Genomic DNA, 18,346 nt, shown 5'->3' with positions numbered 1-18,346 from the left:
GATGCGGGCTTCTTTCTGTTTTCCGTATCCTGCAGTTCAGGCGCTTCTCCTCTTTCCGACAAAATTAGTCGGTCACCGTCCCCACCGTTAGACAGACTTTGAACAGCATGACTACTATACTTAATCCTATCCTGCAAACGCTGGGCGGGTGAAGCCTTGGTTGTTTATATCGATTTGATTTTTTTGGCCAATTTGTTCATTGATGCTGTGTTGCTGATGGTCACCGCTTGGATGAGAAAAATCCGTCTAGTGTGGTGGAGGTTGATGACTTCGGCTGGAATCGGCGCAATGTATGTGGTCATGATGTTTGTGCCGGAACTGTCCTTTTTATTTACGTTCCTGATCAAACTGGCATTATCGGTCATAATGCTGCTGGTGGCTTTTGGATTTGGCAGCATGCAAAAGTATCTTCGTACAATGGGTGCTTTTTACATGATCAATTTTGTAGCTGCAGGTGGCATTTTGGGGATGCATTATTTTCTCCAAAATACGGGGGAATTGTTTAACGGCATCTGGTACACCGCTTCGGGTGGAATGTCCTTTGAACTCAAAATCGCATTCTGGTTTATTTTATGCGCATTTGGCGGAGTGATGCTTTTCTTTCGTATTGTGCAGTCCTCAAAGCAGCGCACAGAAAGGATGAGTGGGTTTTTGGGACAAGTGCAGGTATGGATTGGGCAGGATCATATTGAGTGTACAGGCTTGTTGGATACAGGTAATCAGCTCTATGATCCTTTGACCCGAACCCCGGTGATGGTCATGGAGGCGGCCTTGTGGGAATCGCATTTGCCTGCCTCTTGGCTCCGAAAATGTTCTGAGGGTAATGCTGACCAACTGGTGATGGAACTGGGGGACGAACCGTTTAGCTGGCAGGATCGTGTTCGTCTCGTCCCGTATCGTGGAATTAACCGCAATCATTCCTTTATGCTCGCCCTTAAACCAGACCGGGTAGAGGTGGTGATGAATGGGGTTCATTTTGTACATCATCGAGTGTTGATTGGCTTGGACGGGGGGACATTGTCGGCAGAGGGTAAGTATCGCGCCATCATCCACCCGGATGTGACGGCACAAGAAGAGGGCAGTGCTGATACCAACCAGAAACAAGATGCACATATTGGTGAGCGTTTTACAGAATCAGGATGACGGAGCATAAACACAAAATGATGTTTGAAGGCGACGAGAAATATCCAATGGTGAAATGGACGGAGCACAGCTGGAATAGCACTATTTTTAAAAGGGGGAGAATGATATGCGGGAACAGATGAAATTGAAGATGAGAATTAGGTTAGCATTGCAATTGCAATATTATCGTATTTTATTTTTATTTGGGCTGAAAAGTGAAGAAATTTATTATATTGGCGGCAGCGAGGCGCTCCCCCCACCGCTGACGAGAGACGAAGAAGAATATTTGCTGGGAAAACTTTCTTCTGGAGATGCGGCAGTACGGTCGATGCTAATCGAAAGAAATTTGCGGTTAGTCGTATATATTGCCCGTAAATTTGAGAATACGGGCATCAACATTGAGGATCTCGTATCCATCGGTGCTATTGGACTAATCAAAGCGGTTAACACTTTTGATCCAGAGAAGAAAATCAAACTTGCCACATACGCCTCTCGATGCATTGAGAATGAGATTCTGATGTATTTGCGTCGCAATAGTAAAACGAGAACGGAAGTTTCTTTTGATGAGCCTCTCAATATTGACTGGGATGGTAACGAGTTGTTGCTTTCTGATGTGATGGGAACGGAAAATGATACCATTTACCGTAATATTGAGGAGCAGGTGGACCGTAAATTATTGCATAAGGCACTGGATAAATTGACGGATCGAGAGCGTTTGATTATGGAGCTGCGCTTCGGCTTACAAGACGGAGAGGAGAAGACACAGAAGGATGTTGCTGACCTGTTGGGTATCTCGCAATCGTATATTTCGCGTCTGGAAAAGCGAATTATAAAGCGCTTACGAAAAGAATTTAACAAAATGGTATAATGCATGGGTATATCCGGAAGCGATGGAAACGGCGAATAAAAAAATGCCCTCAGGAGATAATGTACATTAATGTTGCTCCTTGGGAGGTAAGACACGATGACCCGAAACAAAGTGGAAATTTGCGGTGTGGATACCGCCAAACTGCCGGTATTAACCAATGCAGAAATGCGCGAGTTGTTCACATCACTTCAGCAAAATAATGAACGATCAGCCAGAGAAAAATTGGTCAACGGCAATCTCCGGCTCGTCCTGAGTGTGATTCAACGATTTAACAATCGGGGAGAGTTTGTGGACGATTTGTTTCAGGTAGGATGTATCGGCCTAATGAAGGCGATTGATAATTTTGACCTTTCGCAAAACGTAAAGTTCTCCACTTATGCGGTGCCGATGATTATCGGAGAGATCCGCCGTTATTTGCGGGATAACAATCCGATCCGTGTGTCTCGTTCGTTACGGGATATTGCATATAAGGCGCTTCAGGTGCGGGACAGTCTGACGAATCTGAACTCGCGAGAACCAACGATTTTTGAAATTTCAGAGGCACTGAATGTGCCTAAAGAAGACGTTGTGTTCGCGTTGGATGCGATTCAGGATCCGGTTTCGCTGTTCGAGCCGATATATCACGACGGGGGCGACCCAATCTATGTGATGGATCAGATCAGTGATGACAGAAATAAAGACGTCTCATGGATTGAGGAAATCGCTCTGCGGGAAGCGATGCATCGCCTGGGCCAGCGTGAAAAGATGATATTGTCTATGCGTTTTTATGAAGGAAAGACGCAAATGGAGGTTGCCGACGAAATCGGTATCTCTCAAGCCCAGGTTTCAAGATTAGAGAAGTCGGCTATACAGCAAATGCAAAAACATGTAAAGTCCTAATGAAATGAATGCTTGAATGATCCAGCGATAAAAGCGATCCTACTCGGATCGTTTTTGCGTTTACAGGACATTTTTTGGGCTCTTCCGCTCATATAGTGAAATAAAGGATGTGATGCGTGTGAGTGCACCGGAAACGTCAGTAAGAGCAATGAAAATTTCCGAGTTTCAAACCAAGGATGTCATTAACATTGTAGATGGACGACGCCTCGGACAAATCAGTGATTTGGAGATTGACGTGCGGCAGGGGAAAATTGAAGCTATTGTGGTTCCAGGCAGCAGTCGTTTTATGGGCTGGTTTGGAGGCGGAAGCGAGTTGGTCATTCCGTGGCGCAACATTGTGAAAATTGGTTCGGATGTTGTGCTTGTACGACTGGAAGGATTGCAAGGGCCGCCGGGTGAAGGGGAAGAAAAGTTGTATATCGAACGTCAAGAGCGGAGTGACCGAAGGGGCTTCTGAACTTGCAGATCTACGTATTTTAGTGTGTTGTGAAGACACGGCGGCGGCTTTTTGGTACACTGGGCAGTAGAGGTGAGAATGAATGGAATCATTTGTAGTGAATACCGAGGTTACGGGGGCAAAGCCAATGCAAGATGGCGGGCGTCCCGTACCGGAGTTGTTATATATTCAATCTTGGGAGCGACAGGTTCAGGGATTAACAGCTGGTTTTACAGGTCGTCATGGCGGTGTCAGTGAGGTGCCCTACGCTAGTCTGAACTGTGCGTTTCATGTAGGGGATGACCCCGAGAAAGTCATTCGTAATCGGCAGCTCATTGCTGAGCAGCTTGGTTTTGCTGCTGAAGCATGGACGTGTGGTGAGCAGGTTCATGGTCATCATGTTGCTGTAGTCAAGGCTGCTGATCGCGGGCGGGGCTTTATGGATCGTGCATCCGCTTTTCAGGACACAGATGGACTTTTGACGAATGTACCTGGCATTTTGCTGACGTCCTTTTATGCAGACTGTGTACCATTATATTTTTGTGATCCAGTGCGCCGTGTGATTGGGTTGGCGCATGCAGGCTGGAAGGGAACCGTTGCGGAAATTGCATTGAAAATGGTACAGACCATGCAGAACGAATATGGATCTCAGCCGTCTGATATACTAGCAGCTATCGGTCCTTCTATTGGTTCTGAATCCTATGAGGTGGATGAGTACGTGATGAGCCAAATTCAGGTTTTGGAGCATGATTGCCCGGGTAATGATAAATGGGAAGGTTCTGTTTACTTCCCCTTAACCGACGGAAAAACACTACTTGACTTGAAACAATGCAATCGACACATTATGATGAAAGCAGGAATATTGCCGAGCCATATCGAATGTACTACCTTATGCACGAGTAGCCGTAGCGATTTGTTTTTTTCATATCGCAAAGAAGGCGGCGTCACAGGAAGAATGGCGAGTTGGATTGGTCTGGAAGAGAGGTGAGTCCTCCCGTGTCTTTGGAGGAACGAATTAAAGAAGTGAATGCCCGTGTAGAAGCGGCATGTGCCCGTAGCGGGCGTTCGCGTGATGAAGTTAATGTGATCGCTGTCACGAAATATGTTTCGGCAGCGACAATGACATCAGTATTGGATAGCAACTTGGAGCATGTGGGCGAAAATCGCTGGCAGGATGCTGCGGATAAATGGAGCAAGTTGGGTGACCGGGGAACGTGGCATTTTATTGGTCATCTCCAAACGAATAAGGTTAAAGATGTGATTGGAAAATTTAAATTTATACATTCGCTTGACCGCTTATCGCTCGCTCAGGAATTGGACAAGAAAGCAGCCGCTCTGGGATTGCGAGTTAAAGCTTTTGTGCAAGTCAATATTTCTGGAGAAATGTCCAAATATGGCTTGTCCTCTGAGGCGGTTGCCCCCTTCTTGGAACAAATTCGCGAGTTGGAGCATGTGGACGTGATTGGCTTGATGACGATGGCTCCTCATGAAGAAGACCCGGAAAAAACTCGGCCTGTGTTTCGGGGATTGCGTGAATTACGGGATACGTTAAATGGACAAGCCTTGACCAGAGAACCCATCGTTCACTTGTCAATGGGGATGTCCAATGATTTTGAAGTGGCAGTTGAAGAGGGAGCGACCTGGCTGCGGCTTGGTTCCGTACTGGTCGGACGAGAGGAGGATTTCCATTGGGCGTAATGAATAAGTTCATGAACTTTCTGGGGCTTCAGGAAGAAGAGGAAGTTATAGAGCGAGAGGTTATGAATACGCCGGAAGATCAAGAAATTGAAACCCCAAGCTTTGATAAACGTAAGAACCAGAAGGGCACTAATGTTGTCAGCATCCATTCACAGAAAAATGTGAAAGTTGTCCTGTATGAGCCGCGTTCTTATGATGAAGCACAGGAAATTGCCGACCATATCCGTTCCCATCGCACCGTCGTAGTTAATTTGCAACGAATTCGCAAGGATCAGGCGCTGCGCATTATTGATTTTTTGAGTGGTACTGTGTATGCACTGGGTGGTGGTATTTCCAAGGTCGGGAATAATATTTTTCTGTGTACACCAGATACGGTTGAGATTCAAGGCTCTATTACAGAAATACTGGCTGACACTGAACAAGAACTTAACAGAATGAGGTGAACTTTTCTTGATCGAGGTAATTTACTGGCTATTTCAGATTTATTCGTACATGATCATTGCATATGTTCTGCTGTCATGGCTTCCTAATGCCAGAGAGAGTGTAATTGGTGATTTACTTGCCAAGTTTGTGGAGCCGTATTTGTCTCCTTTTCGCAGGTTTATACCGCCAATCTTCGGGATGATTGATATTTCACCCATCGTTGCGCTGATTGCTCTGCGTTTTGCGTCGTACGGCTTGATTTCTTTAATTGGTAATTTCGTCTAGGAGGAGTTATGCGAACTGAGATTTATGAGCATTTTCACCCGGATGAACGGGACTATGTGGATCGCGCTTCCGAATGGATCAGTCATGCGGGAGCTTATCATGAGCAGAAGCTGACTGATTTTTTGGACCCGCGCCAACAGTACATATTGGAGACACTTGCTTCGAAGGAAGACAAGGTCACGATTAGGGTAGATGGCGGATATATCGCTTCGGAACGAAAGCGGGCGCTTATTGCGCCCGATTATTCGTATTTGGACGGTGAGGAGATGGGGATTCAGGTCCTTTCCATCACATCTGACGATCATAAAATAGGTACCCTTGAGCACGGTGATTATCTAGGTGCCCTACTGGGACTTGGAATCAAACGTGGGAAAATCGGGGACATTCATGTACTGGATGATGGGTGCCATGTATTGGTAGCTTCAGAGATCGGTGGTTTTATGACGATGCATTTGCAGCAGGTACATCGTGTTCATGTATGGACAGAACTATTGCCTGTAGCGAGTCTGCGAACGAAGGAAGTTGCATTAGAGGCGCTAGATCTGACGGTCGCTTCTTTGCGCTTGGACGGTATTGCCAGCGATGTGTACAAGCTAAGCCGCAGTAAAATATTAACACCGATTCGGGCGGGACGGTGCCGGGTAAATTGGAAGGTGGAGGAGAATCCATCTACTCCACTTAAAGCGGGGGACGTTATTTCCATGCAGGGTTTTGGGCGTTTCAAAGTGCTTGAAACAGACGGGATGACAAAAAAGGGAAGATTCCGTGTCAAAATTGGTAAGTTTGTATAGCAGTAGGCAGGAATCACGAGCTTTCTGTCGAAAGAATTAAGCTATAGCGAAGAACTGGAACGATTTTGCTCTGTACAGTATTCACAAAACGGGGTATGATGACCGATAGATGATAGTGAGCGTCGTGACGCGGAAAATGTATTTTTTGTCAATCTTATAGGAGGTGGACGGCATGCCATTAACGCCATTGGATATACATAACAAGGAATTTGCCCGCCGGCTTCGCGGTTATGATGAGGATCAGGTTAATGAATTTTTGGATCAGGTGATCAAAGATTACGAGGGCGTTATTCGTGAAAATAAAGAACTGAGCACCGAGTTGTTAAACGTACAGGAGAAGCTCGATCATTTCGCGACGATTGAGGATACGCTGAGTAAGACGATTATCGTAGCGCAGGAAGCCGCAGATGAAGTTCGTAACAACGCCAAGAAAGAATCCCAACTGATCGTGAAGGAAGCGGAAAAAAATGCGGACCGTATTGTGAACGAAGCATTGTCCAAATCCCGCAAGATCGCGTTGGAGGTTGAAGAACTGAAGAAGCAGGCATCGATTTACCGAGCACGGTTTCGTACACTGGTGGAAGCACAGCTTGACTTGTTAAGCCAAGACGGCTGGGAAGCACTTGAAAACCGGGAACGCGAAGTACTGGAGCGCGAGCGTGAGATGAAAGAAATTTACTAATTTCATTTCTGACAAGCTTTTATTAGGCTTTGTTAGGGTTGACTTTTATCTTTAAACAGGCTATAACTGTAAATACTATACTGAATTCAATGATTATCCGTCTGTAGGCTGATGATTGTTATTCAAGGCAACGATGTTGCTGATTTCGATGAATTTAACATGTTTAATTCGTTGATGGGAACGAGTACGTCATGATTTGTCCCTCAGAGAGTTGGCCTTCCGGTGCAAGCCAACGTTCAGAACATGACCGAAGATCCTCCCGGAGAAGTGAGCTGAAGCGCTTAAGATTTATGGCGTGTGTAAGCAATCACCGTTTGCCATGCGTTATAATGGCGCCCTGCTGTAGTTGAGTGGGGCTCAGAGAGCCGTGATGAGACTGTATTTTTAATGGTCTGTTTTTACGGAATCAGGGTGGTAACGCGAGCACAGTCTCGTCCCTTTACAGGGATGGGGCTTTTTTTGTTGCTTTTTTTAGGAAATGCTAGAGAAATCAATGATGAGTAGAGAGGGAGTATGACGGTATGAACAGAGTGGATGTTAAAGAAAAAGCACGGTCTCGTGACCTACGCATCCTGAGCAAATGGAAGCAGGAGGACACATTCCGTAAATCCATCACAAATCGTGAAGGAAAGCCAAATTTTGTGTTTTATGAAGGCCCACCAACAGCTAACGGTAAACCGCATATTGGTCACGTGCTGGGCCGTGTAATTAAGGATTTCGTCGGTCGCTATCAGACAATGAAGGGATACCGCGTCGTACGTAAGGCAGGCTGGGACACGCATGGCTTGCCGGTGGAATTGGGTGTACAAAAGCAGCTGGGAATCTCCCACAAACCTGAAATTGAAGAATACGGCGTTGAAAAGTTTATTAAAAAATGTAAGGCGAGCGTGTTTGAGTATGAGCAACAATGGCGTGATTTAACCGAAGCGATCGGATACTGGACAGACCTCGATAACCCGTACATTACATTGGATAATAACTATATCGAGAGCGTATGGAACATTTTGGCGACGATTCATGAAAAAGATCTGCTGTATCGTGGTCATCGTGTGAGTCCATATTGCCCGGATTGTCAAACGACGCTAAGTTCTCATGAAGTAGCGCAGGGCTACAAAGATGTGAAGGATCTGAGCGCCACGGCTAAATTCAAGCTGCATAGCAGTGGTGAATATGTACTGGCTTGGACGACAACGCCTTGGACCTTGCCGAGTCACGTGGCGCTCGCTGTCAACCCTGAACTGGAATATGCACGTGTGAAGCAGGAAGACGGTGTATACATCGTTGCTAAAAATCTGGTTGAGGATGTAATTAAAGGCGATCATGAAGTGATTGGCACGCTATCCGGTTCAGAACTGGTTGGCCAAACGTATATCCCGCCATTTACGTATTTTCAGGTTGAGAAGGGTAATCAGATTCTGGGTGCGAAGTTCGTAACAGACTCCAGCGGTACAGGTATCGTTCATATGGCTCCGGCGCATGGTGAGGATGATTACCGGGTATGCCGTGAAAATGGTGTTGAATTCATCAACGTAGTGGATCTTCAAGGTAACTATGTAGAGGAAATCACTGATTTTGCAGGCCGTTTTGTGAAAGACTGTGATGTGGATATTGTTAAAATGCTGTCCGAAAAAGGTTTGCTGTACAGCAAGGAAAAATACGAGCATAGCTATCCGTTCTGCTGGCGCTGCGATACTCCATTATTGTACTATGCTATGGACAGCTGGTTTATCAAAACAACTGCGATCAAGGATCAATTGATTGCCAACAACAGCGAAGTCGAATGGTACCCGGGGCATATACGTGAAGGACGTTTTGGCAAGTTTTTGGAGGAACTGGTGGATTGGAACATCAGTCGTGATCGCTATTGGGGTACACCGCTAAACATCTGGGTTTGTGAAGAAACTGGAGAACAGTTCGCTCCACATAGTATTGCTGAATTGAGGGAACGTGCGATTGGCGATGTACCTGCGGACATCGAGCTGCACAAACCATATGTAGATGATATTAAGGTTCGTAGTCAATGCGGTAAATACGAAATGACTCGTACACCGGAAGTAATCGACGTATGGTTCGATAGTGGCTCCATGCCGTTTGCGCAGCATCATTATCCTTTTGAAAATAATGAAACGTTCGAGCAGCAATTTCCGGCAGATATGATCTGTGAAGGGATTGACCAGACTCGTGGCTGGTTCTATAGCTTGCTTGCGGTTTCGACTATGCTGACTGGCAAAGCTCCTTATAAAGCTGTCATGGCGACAGGCCATGTACTGGATGAGCAGGGGCAGAAAATGTCCAAATCCAAGGGTAATGTTATTGATCCGTGGGAAGTGATTGACGAGTATGGTACAGATGCTTTCCGCTGGGCATTGCTGTCAGATAGTGCACCATGGAATAGCAAACGTTTTTCCAAAGGCATTGTAGGTGAGGCTAAATCGAAGCTGGTGGATACGCTTGTCAATACACATGCTTTTCTGACCTTGTATGCGGATATCGACGGATTTGATCCGGCACAGCATCCGTTCAAACCATCGGCTCATAAGTTGGATCGTTGGATTTTGTCCCGTCTGAACAGCCTGATTTTGGTAGTGGACAAAGCGCTGGCTGTAAATGACTTCCTGAACTCATCCAAAGCGATTGAGTCGTTTGTGGATGAGCTGAGCAACTGGTATATCCGTCGTTCACGCGACCGATTCTGGGGCAATGGTCTTACAGAAGATAAGCTGGATGCATACCGTACACTGACCGAAGTGCTGTTAACGACTGCCAAACTGCTTGCGCCGTTTACACCACTGCTTGCAGAGGATATTTACCTCAACCTAAGCAACGGGGAAAGTGTTCATCTGGATGATTATCCGACTGCCAATGAATCCTTGATCGATCTGGAACTGGAACGAGATATGGAAACGGCACGCCGTGTCGTCGAATTGGCGCGTAACGTCCGCAACGAAACGGGTTTGAAAACGCGTCAACCGTTGTCCGAGTTGATTCTGTCCATGGATCAGGACTTTGAACTGAGTGGCTATGAGGAAATCATCAAAGATGAGATTAACGTGAAGCATATTCATGTGGAGACGGACGATAGCGGCTTTGTAGATTTTACACTGAAACTGAATTTGAAAGTAGCAGGCAAGAAATACGGCAAAAATGTCGGTTTCCTACAAAACTTTTTCAAAGGAATGTCTGCTGAGGATACCCGTTCTGTTGTAGAAAAAGGAGTGTTAAACGTCGCTTCTCCAGAAGGTGAAGAACTGCAAGTTACGGCCGAAGAATTGCTGGTGGAGAAAAAAGCGAAAGAAGGCTTCGCTTCTGCTTCCGGTTATGGCTTAACGGTAGCGTTGAACACAGACATTACACCGGAGCTGGAGCAAGAGGGCTGGGTACGTGAAGTGGTTCGTGCGGTACAGGATTATCGTAAAAAACTGGATCTGCCGATTGAAAAGTATGTGGCGTTGACGTTGGATGTAGATAATGAGCTGCGTCTGGCCATCGAAAGCTTCGACTCTGTGTTGCGTGAGAACGTATTGGTTACTACTGTGACATTTGGTCAAGCCGAACCGGCAGAACATGTGGAAGTGAACGGTAAAACCATCGGCGTTCATATTGGGGAATAATTACAAGCCCCCTTTCCCATAATACAATAACAGGCAGCATATAAAAACGAGCCTAAGCATCGGAAACGGGTTTTCTCCGTTACGTGCTTCGGCTCGTTTGCTGCGTTCAGGGCAGCCATGGGAAAGGGGGATTGTGCATATGACGGCACGATCAAGGCGTAGACAGGGAAGGAGTCTCCGAGGGGTGAACGGAGAAGGGGCTGCCGTAGCCGCAGATAAAAGCAAAACAGGTAATCAGGCAGAGCAATTAAGTCGTGTTGAAAAGCTGATACGTGCTGTGTCAGAGCAGATGGAACGGACACGTATTGCAGATTACGCTTTGCTGCTGAATAAGCCTTGGCGATTACTCTGGCTAAATCTAATATCAGGCGTTTCCCGGGGAATCGGCATCGCGCTAGGTTTTACTTTTTTTGCCGCTACCATTATTTATGTGCTGCAAGTGCTCGGAGCGTTGAATTTGCCGATTATCGGTGATTATATCGCTGATATTGTACGGATCGTACAGCGACAATTGGAGCTTACCACCTATTAGGCAGCGATCTCCACTTTGAAGTTCACGATTCGTCTTCGTGCGTATCCGGCTCCAGTAGACCTTCGCCCTCGCCATCTTCGATATAACGCTGATAAATGGAGCTGCGAATAACAGATACATTTTGTCCATAAATGTCAGTAGCAATAAAGCTTTCGTATGGCTCTACGAAGCCCATATTATCATCGCCTGCTTCAATTTCCATATCATCATAACTGTGGATTTCTCCACTTTCGGCCATGGCTGGTGTGTTAGAGGTACCCCAATTTTCGACGATCTGCCAAGCATCTTCACCGTCGAAGCCGTTTTGATCATCACGCTCATCCAGACTCGTTCTGCCGAACGAGGGAGCGAGAAATTCTTCCTCTACTGGGCGGCGGTTAGACACTTCTGTTTCGGGACTGTACTCTTTACAGTAAATGGTATAGGGAACAGCCAGTAGGCGCTCATAGGGAATGGGTTTACCGCTGGCGGCACAAATGCCATACGTCCCCTTTTCCATGGCCATCAGAGCTGATTCGATGCGTTCTAATTGGAATTCGTCGTGTTCCAGTAAGGAAATATCCTTGGCTCGCTCGTAGGTTTCGGTAGCCAGGTCTCCTGGGTGGTTATCAATAGGAGAAAGCTCGCCGGTTTGGTCGCGTTGGGAATCGCCGAGTCCGTAATGGTCGTTGTTTTGCAAACGATGCTCAATTTCTTTTTTGCGTTCCAGCAGTTCGTTACGCAAGCCCTGCAATTGTTGCTCCGTCAATGGGGACATGGAATCCTCTCCTTGTTCTAGGTTTACATGCGCATGCGTTGTGTCGAGTATGCTCCATGTAGTTTGCACCGGGAAGACCTCTTTTACATAGGAAATTCTAATCAAATGCGAAGGAGTTCATTTTATGGATGATCTGTACTTGAAGCTTGCGGGATTCGTGGACGATCTGAGAATGCTTATGCTACAATAAATGGGTTCAACAACGGATATAAGCGGATCGGAGTGACGAAGGACTGTGATTTATTTTGGTATTGCGCTAATTATTTTTTTGATTGATCAGGGAGTCAAATATTTGGTGGCTACGCGGATGGAATTGTACGAACAAATACCAGTCATCGGCAACTTCTTTTTAATCACCTCCCATCGAAATCGTGGAGCTGCTTTTGGGATTTTGGAAGGTCAACGTTGGCTTTTTATCGTGATTACAATTGTAGTGGTGATTGGTATCGTCTGGTACCTGCGAAAAACAGTCAAGGCTGGACAAAAGCTACTTCCTGTTGCGCTAAGTTTGGTGCTGGGGGGAGCAGTCGGTAACTTTTTGGATCGAGCTATTTCAGGGGAAGTAGTTGATTTTGCACAATTTAATTTTGGGAGCTATACGTTCCCCATTTTTAATGTGGCAGATTCGGCGATTGTCATCGGTGTAGCACTGATTATTTTGGATACATTGCTGGAATCGCGTCGGGAAAAAGGAAATGGCAATGATAGCATTGAAGGGAAGTCATAGCATGAGCGAAGTGAATGAAAACGGCGAAGCCGCAGGTCTGTCTTATGAGGACGAACTGGAGGGTGAATCTCTAGAATGGACAGCCGATTCCGGGGATGCCAAAACGCGTATAGACAAATATATCGCCGAAGAAATGAAGGAAGTGTCTCGTTCTCAGATACAGATGTGGATCGGAAATGGTCGCGTGCTGGTGAACGGTACGGCGATCAAGGCGAACTACAAGCTGGCTGAAGGAGATCGTATTGTATTATCGGTACCGGAGCCAGAAAGTGTAGATATTGTACCGGAAAATATTCCGTTGGATGTCGTTTACGAGGACTCGGACGTTATTGTTATTAACAAGCAACGTGGTCTGGTCGTGCATCCTGCACCGGGACACTCTTCGGGAACATTGGTTAACGCACTGATGTACCACTGTCACGATCTTTCCGGCATCAACGGGGAATTACGTCCTGGTATTGTTCACCGTATTGATAAGGATACATCAGGACTGCTGATGGCGGCTAAAAATGATCAGGCTCACGCATCACTTGCAGCACAGCTTAAGGACCATAGTGTGACTCGGAAATATATAGCCTTAGTTCACGGTCATTTGAGCCACGATCAAGGAACGGTAGATGCTCCGATTGGCCGCGATTCCGGTGATCGCAAATTGTTCACAGTGACGGAACGTAACAGCAAGCATGCAGTCACCCATTTTCTCGTCATTGAACGGTTGGGGGATTATACCCTGCTTGAACTTCAATTGGAAACAGGACGCACCCACCAAATTCGTGTTCACATGAAATTTATTGGACACCCATTGGTTGGCGACCCTATGTATGGGCGCAGCAAAGGGGTTCGTATGGATGGTCAGGCGCTGCATGCGGCGGTACTGGGCTTTAAGCATCCATCCACTGGAGAGTACATGGAATTCAACAGACCGATCCCTCCTGATATGGAGGATGTTTTAGCATCCCTGCGTAGTCGCTAAAACAATGACAATTTGCATTCCTATTCACAAACCTGAATAAATTATTAAGTTAAACCGCCTAATTGGCGGTTTTTTTATTGTGGGATAAGGTATGGGTAAAAACAACTATGGATAATTATACAATGAAGTTGTATAATTATTAGAGTGCTTCCGGTGGTTCCGGTTGAACGGGTGTTGACACACGATTTTCAATCTGTCATACTTCTTGTAGTTGCGATGAACTTTGTCCAAGAGATGGCTAACCATCTCACACTATGAGAAGCAGGACAAAGGAAATCCTGAATAGCACCTTTAAATCAGTCCCGTGAGGCTGGCAAGGTAACGTGAATGGATCACTGATCAGTGCATCCGCTGCGGCGGTATGTCTTCAGTGTGTCCGAGAGATCGGAGAACAGTGGAAGACTGTTCACACGAGACTCCTTGCCAAACTTGGGCAAGGAGTCTTTTTTGTATCCGAACACGGGACCAGGTCTGAAGGGAACATCACCTGAGGAGGCTGGAAGCATGAGTCATGAAACACATGTACTGATGGATGAAATTGCGATTCGTCGGGCATTGACACGGATTGCACATGAAATTTTGGAGAAAAACAAAGGTATTGACGATTGTGTGCTAGTAGGTATTCGAACACGCGGAGTTCATCTGGCGCAACGCCTGGCTGAAAAAATTGCTGAGATTGAAGGCGCACCAATTCCATGGGGAGAGCTGGATGTCACAGCCTACCGGGATGACCGGAGCAGCGTAGCCGAAGCTAAAGGAAATGGAAAAGAGCTTTTGATGAATCCTGCTGACGTATCGGTTCATGATAAGAAAGTCATTCTCTTTGACGATGTGCTGTACACAGGCCGCACCATCCGCGCGGCGATGGATGCATTGATGCACTGCGGACGACCGCAAATGATTCAGCTGGCAGTGCTAGCAGATCGCGGACACCGTGAGCTTCCGATTCGTCCGGATTACATCGGCAAGAACATCCCGACCTCCAAATCTGAGGAAATCGTAGTAGCCCTTCAAGAGACGGACGGTAAGGACGAAGTGACAATCATTCAGAACCGGGGGGAACAGCTATGATCACAACAGCCAGTCAACTTAAAGAACGTAGCCTGCTCGGGTTAAAGGAACTTAGCCGAAATGAAATCGAGTCCATTCTGGATCGCGCTCATTATTGGGAATCTCAACCAGAAAAACTGGTTCCAGTACTGCAATCACGCTTTGCAGCCAACATGTTTTTTGAAAACAGCACTCGCACCCGCTTTTCTTTTGAAATGGCAGAGAAGCGGCTGGGCGCTCAGGTTTTGAACTTTTCCGCTGCGGCTTCCAGTGTGGAAAAAGGGGAGTCCATTTACGATACAGTACGTACGCTCGAATCCATGGGCATTGATGCAGGAGTCATCCGGTTAAAGCCAGCCGGGGTGCTGCAAGAGCTCGCTGAGAAGGTCAGTGTTCCACTGGTTAATGCAGGGGACGGCAACAATGAGCATCCAACGCAGGCTCTGCTGGACCTGTACACCATGCGAAAAACTTTCGGTGAGCTTAAAGGCTTGAGAGTATCCATCATAGGAGACATTCTGCACAGCCGTGTCGCTCGCTCGAATCTGTGGGCCTTGCAAAAATTTGGAGCCAAGGTTAGCTTCTGCGCTCCTGATAATATGCAAGCACCTGATCTTGCGGCGTACGCGCCTTATGTTCCGATGCAAGAGGCACTACAGGCGGACGTGGTCATGATGCTTCGGGTACAGCTGGAACGGCATGCCGAAGGGATGTTGCGCTCAGCGGATGAGTACCGAGAGCAGTACGGTTTGACAGAGAAAAGAGCAGCGAACCTGAAGCCCGGAACAATTATCATGCATCCAGCTCCAGTGAATCGGAACGTGGAAATTGATAGTGCGGTTGTGGAAAGCGAACAATCACGAATTTTTCCACAAATGGCAAACGGGGTTCCGATCCGCATGGCGGTTATGGAACGGGCAATGAAGCTGTAGAAGCTGTCAGTAGGATCGTAGGAAAAGTTGCAGAAAACTGAGCGGAGGAATATTTCAGATGAAACAATTAATAATGAATGCAAGCGTATTGAACGAGCAGGGCGAGGCTGAATTGAAATCCATCCTAATCGCCGACGGAAAGATTTTGGCTATCGCAAATGCAGATGCTGGAGTCAGCCTACTTATAGAAGAAGGGGCATCTGGGCAGGAGCGCGAAGTTGAAAAAATCGACGCCCAGGGAAAACTGGTCATTCCCGGTTTAATCGACATGCATGTGCATCTGAGAGAACCTGGCTTTGAATATAAAGAAACGATTGAAACGGGCAGCCGTGCAGCGGTGAAAGGTGGATTTACGACGATTGCCTGCATGCCAAACACACGTCCAGTGACTGACAATGTGGACACAGTCCAGCTGGTATTGAAAAAGGGACAGGAAGCCGGGCTTGCCAAGGTTCTTCCTTACGCAGCCATTACGAAAAACGAACTGGGTCGTGAGCTGACAGATTTTGAAGCGCTCAAAGCAGCAGGTGCAATCGGCTTTACTGACGATGGTGTCGGGGTGCAAAGCGCGCAAATGATGAAGGACGCCATGGCGCGGGCCAAGGCACTGGATATGCCGGTTATTGCACACTGTGAAGATAACACGCTTGTTGAAGGAGCGGCAGTGACGGACGGCGAATTTGCCAAGCGCCACGGACTTAAAGGCATTCCAAACGAATCCGAAGCCATTCATGTCGGACGAGACATTTTGTTATCCGAGGCAACCGGGGCACACTATCATGTATGCCATGTCAGCACAGAGCAGTCAGTGCGGTTAATCCGCCACGCGAAATCTTTTGGTATCAAGGTAACGGCTGAGGTATGCCCTCACCACTTGGTATTGTCAGATGAGGACATCCCTGGGCTGGATGCGAATTGGAAAATGAATCCTCCGCTCCGCTCCCCACGTGATGTGCAGGCATGCATCGAGGGACTGGAAGACGGTACGATTGACATCGTCGTAACCGACCATGCAGCGCACAGTGAGGAAGAGAAGGCAAGAGGGATGGAGCTGGCGCCATTCGGGATCGTTGGATTTGAGACGGCCTTCCCGCTGTTGTACACGAAATTCGTAGCTACCGGACAGTGGACGCTGGACTTTCTGGTGCGTCGTATGACTGCTGATCCAGCGCGTGTCTTCCGCCTGGATACGGGACGCCTGGAAGAAGGAGCTCCAGCCGACCTGACTATGATTGATCTGGAGCAGGAGCAGGCAGTTGATCCGCAAACGTTTGTCAGCAAAGGACGCAACACTCCTTTTACAGGCTGGAAGCTCAAAGGTTGGCCTGTGAAAACTTGGGTAGATGGCAAACTGGTATGGTCTGCTGACGAAGCAAAATAAATAGAAACCACTAAAAAAATAGAACCTTATAGCAGGAAACAATATAGAGGAGTGAGACGGGATGCAGGCAAGATTGTTACTTCAGGACGGCACGCTGTTTACAGGCACATCATTTGGTGCGGAAGGTGATAAAACAGGCGAGGTCGTTTTCAACACAGGGATTACAGGCTATCAAGAGGTGCTGACTGATCCCTCTTACTGCGGACAAATCGTAACGATGACTTACCCGCTGATTGGCAATTACGGAATTACTCGGGATGACTTTGAATCGGTACGGCCTTATGTCCATGGCTTTGCTGTTCGACATTACGAGCCGGCGCCAAGTAACTGGCGTGCTCAATACAGCGTGGGCGATTTGCTGAAGGAATATGGCATCATTGGCATTAGCGACATCGACACCCGCATGCTTACCCGGATTATTCGCCATCACGGCACGATGAAGGGCATTTTGACGACTGGTTCCCAGCCGCTGGAAGAACTGAAAGAAATGATGTCTGACTTGACCATTGAAGAACTGCGCAATCAGGTTCCTATGACTTCCACACCTCATCCGTACAGCAGTCCTGGCAACGGAGAGCGGATCGTATTGATTGACTACGGTGCCAAAAGCGGCATTTTGCGCGAACTGAACAAACGGGACTGCGATGTAGTTGTCGTTCCACATGATACGACGGCTGAGGAAATTCGTCGCTTGGACCCAGACGGTATCCAGCTGTCTAACGGCCCTGGAGATCCAAAAGACGTACCCCATGCCGTTCGTACGGTAGCTGAACTGTTAGGGGAATATCCGATTTTTGGAATTTGCTTGGGACACCAGTTGTTCGCTTTAGCTTCGGGAGCGGATACGGAAAAGCTGAAATTCGGACATCGCGGTGGTAACCATCCGGTGAAAGAACTGGAGAGCGGACGCTGCTTTATCACATCACAAAATCACGGCTACACGGTGAATGAGGATTCGATCCAAGGTACTGAGCTTGAAGTGACGCATATTAATAACAACGATAAAACGATTGAAGGTCTTAAACATACCAAGTATCCCGCGTTTTCGGTGCAATATCATCCAGAGGCTGCACCAGGACCTTACGATAATGGCTACCTGTTTGACCGCTTTCTGGACATGATCCGTGAGCACAAAAGAAATCATCCAAAGCAACCGCGTCAGGCTGCTATCGCCGCCGCAGTGAGAGGAGAGCGCTAAT

The 18,346-nt window shown here is 47.2% G+C and carries 19 protein-coding genes and 1 other annotated feature; of the genes, 18 read left to right on the top strand and 1 reads right to left on the bottom strand.

The features are described 5' to 3' along the window. Window positions 1–156 precede the first annotated feature (156 nt). From spoIIGA to MHI21_RS16765, 12 genes are all read left to right on the top strand, one after another. Complete coding sequence (spoIIGA, locus tag MHI21_RS16820; protein WP_342418564.1) at window positions 157–1,143, top strand: sigma-E processing peptidase SpoIIGA; 987 nt, start codon at window positions 157–159, stop codon at window positions 1,141–1,143. Window positions 1,144–1,249: 106 nt separating this feature from the next. Next, window positions 1,250–1,990 carry an RNA polymerase sporulation sigma factor SigE gene (gene sigE / locus MHI21_RS16815; RefSeq protein ID WP_254350270.1) on the top strand — a complete coding sequence of 247 codons (741 nt, stop codon included), beginning with the start codon at window positions 1,250–1,252 and terminating at the stop codon, window positions 1,988–1,990. A 96-nt stretch (window positions 1,991–2,086) separates the two neighbouring features. Next, on the top strand, window positions 2,087–2,869 hold the full coding sequence (sigG, locus tag MHI21_RS16810; RefSeq protein WP_007431182.1) for an RNA polymerase sporulation sigma factor SigG: 783 nt from the start codon (window positions 2,087–2,089) through the stop codon (window positions 2,867–2,869). Window positions 2,870–2,981: 112 nt separating this feature from the next. Continuing rightward, window positions 2,982–3,326, top strand: coding sequence for a YlmC/YmxH family sporulation protein (locus MHI21_RS16805; RefSeq protein ID WP_341163632.1), 345 nt, complete (start codon window positions 2,982–2,984; stop codon window positions 3,324–3,326). A gap of 82 nt (window positions 3,327–3,408) precedes the next feature. Continuing rightward, window positions 3,409–4,293 (top strand): peptidoglycan editing factor PgeF, encoded by an 885-nt coding sequence (pgeF, locus tag MHI21_RS16800; protein WP_342418563.1) that lies wholly within the window; start codon window positions 3,409–3,411, stop codon window positions 4,291–4,293. Window positions 4,294–4,301: 8 nt separating this feature from the next. Then, the gene (locus MHI21_RS16795) at window positions 4,302–5,003 is read left to right on the top strand and encodes a YggS family pyridoxal phosphate-dependent enzyme (RefSeq protein WP_061828505.1); all 702 of its coding nucleotides are present in this window, start codon (window positions 4,302–4,304) and stop codon (window positions 5,001–5,003) included. After that, complete coding sequence (locus MHI21_RS16790; protein ID WP_013311078.1) at window positions 4,994–5,446, top strand: cell division protein SepF; 453 nt, start codon at window positions 4,994–4,996, stop codon at window positions 5,444–5,446. Before MHI21_RS16795 ends, MHI21_RS16790 begins: the two co-directional genes overlap by 10 nt. Window positions 5,447–5,453: 7 nt before the next feature. Beyond that, window positions 5,454–5,711: a YggT family protein gene (locus MHI21_RS16785; RefSeq protein WP_023989436.1), complete on the top strand. Its 258-nt coding sequence runs from the start codon at window positions 5,454–5,456 to the stop codon at window positions 5,709–5,711. 8 nt (window positions 5,712–5,719) lie between these two features. Next, on the top strand, window positions 5,720–6,502 hold the full coding sequence (locus MHI21_RS16780) for a YlmH/Sll1252 family protein (protein ID WP_342418562.1): 783 nt from the start codon (window positions 5,720–5,722) through the stop codon (window positions 6,500–6,502). Between the two features lie 172 nt (window positions 6,503–6,674). Beyond that, complete coding sequence (locus MHI21_RS16775; RefSeq protein WP_023989434.1) at window positions 6,675–7,184, top strand: DivIVA domain-containing protein; 510 nt, start codon at window positions 6,675–6,677, stop codon at window positions 7,182–7,184. A 162-nt stretch (window positions 7,185–7,346) separates the two neighbouring features. Next, window positions 7,347–7,626: a binding site (T-box leader), on the top strand. 79 nt (window positions 7,627–7,705) lie between these two features. Next, window positions 7,706–10,795 carry an isoleucine--tRNA ligase gene (gene ileS, locus MHI21_RS16770; protein ID WP_342418561.1) on the top strand — a complete coding sequence of 1,030 codons (3,090 nt, stop codon included), beginning with the start codon at window positions 7,706–7,708 and terminating at the stop codon, window positions 10,793–10,795. 139 nt (window positions 10,796–10,934) lie between these two features. Next, complete coding sequence (locus MHI21_RS16765; protein WP_341057428.1) at window positions 10,935–11,327, top strand: DUF5665 domain-containing protein; 393 nt, start codon at window positions 10,935–10,937, stop codon at window positions 11,325–11,327. Between the two features lie 22 nt (window positions 11,328–11,349). Here the strand turns inward: MHI21_RS16765 and MHI21_RS16760 are convergent, their stop codons facing one another. After that, window positions 11,350–12,084 (bottom strand): TraR/DksA C4-type zinc finger protein, encoded by a 735-nt coding sequence (locus MHI21_RS16760; RefSeq protein ID WP_069289977.1) that lies wholly within the window; start codon window positions 12,082–12,084, stop codon window positions 11,350–11,352. A 235-nt stretch (window positions 12,085–12,319) separates the two neighbouring features. Between MHI21_RS16760 and lspA the strand changes: the two genes are divergently transcribed. The 6 genes from lspA to carA all read left to right on the top strand — a co-directional run bounded on the left by lspA (window position 12,320) and on the right by carA (window position 18,345). Next, on the top strand, window positions 12,320–12,811 hold the full coding sequence (gene lspA, locus MHI21_RS16755; RefSeq protein ID WP_023989430.1) for a signal peptidase II: 492 nt from the start codon (window positions 12,320–12,322) through the stop codon (window positions 12,809–12,811). Between the two features lies 1 nt (window position 12,812). Beyond that, window positions 12,813–13,784: an RluA family pseudouridine synthase gene (locus MHI21_RS16750; RefSeq protein ID WP_103049653.1), complete on the top strand. Its 972-nt coding sequence runs from the start codon at window positions 12,813–12,815 to the stop codon at window positions 13,782–13,784. A 504-nt stretch (window positions 13,785–14,288) separates the two neighbouring features. Continuing rightward, the gene (pyrR, locus tag MHI21_RS16745) at window positions 14,289–14,855 is read left to right on the top strand and encodes a bifunctional pyr operon transcriptional regulator/uracil phosphoribosyltransferase PyrR (RefSeq protein WP_023989428.1); all 567 of its coding nucleotides are present in this window, start codon (window positions 14,289–14,291) and stop codon (window positions 14,853–14,855) included. After that, window positions 14,852–15,766, top strand: coding sequence for an aspartate carbamoyltransferase catalytic subunit (locus tag MHI21_RS16740; protein WP_023989427.1), 915 nt, complete (start codon window positions 14,852–14,854; stop codon window positions 15,764–15,766). Before pyrR ends, MHI21_RS16740 begins: the two co-directional genes overlap by 4 nt. A gap of 58 nt (window positions 15,767–15,824) precedes the next feature. Further along, window positions 15,825–17,147: a dihydroorotase gene (locus MHI21_RS16735; RefSeq protein WP_342418560.1), complete on the top strand. Its 1,323-nt coding sequence runs from the start codon at window positions 15,825–15,827 to the stop codon at window positions 17,145–17,147. Window positions 17,148–17,208: 61 nt separating this feature from the next. Beyond that, the gene (carA, locus tag MHI21_RS16730) at window positions 17,209–18,345 is read left to right on the top strand and encodes a glutamine-hydrolyzing carbamoyl-phosphate synthase small subunit (protein WP_025718621.1); all 1,137 of its coding nucleotides are present in this window, start codon (window positions 17,209–17,211) and stop codon (window positions 18,343–18,345) included. Window position 18,346 lies beyond the last annotated feature (1 nt).

The sequence above is a fragment of the Paenibacillus sp. FSL H8-0168 genome (assembly GCF_038592955.1).
Taxonomy (GTDB): domain Bacteria; phylum Bacillota; class Bacilli; order Paenibacillales; family Paenibacillaceae; genus Paenibacillus; species Paenibacillus polymyxa_B.
The sequence above is the reverse complement of the archived record's forward strand: the minus strand, read 5'-3'. Positions and strand labels throughout refer to the sequence as shown.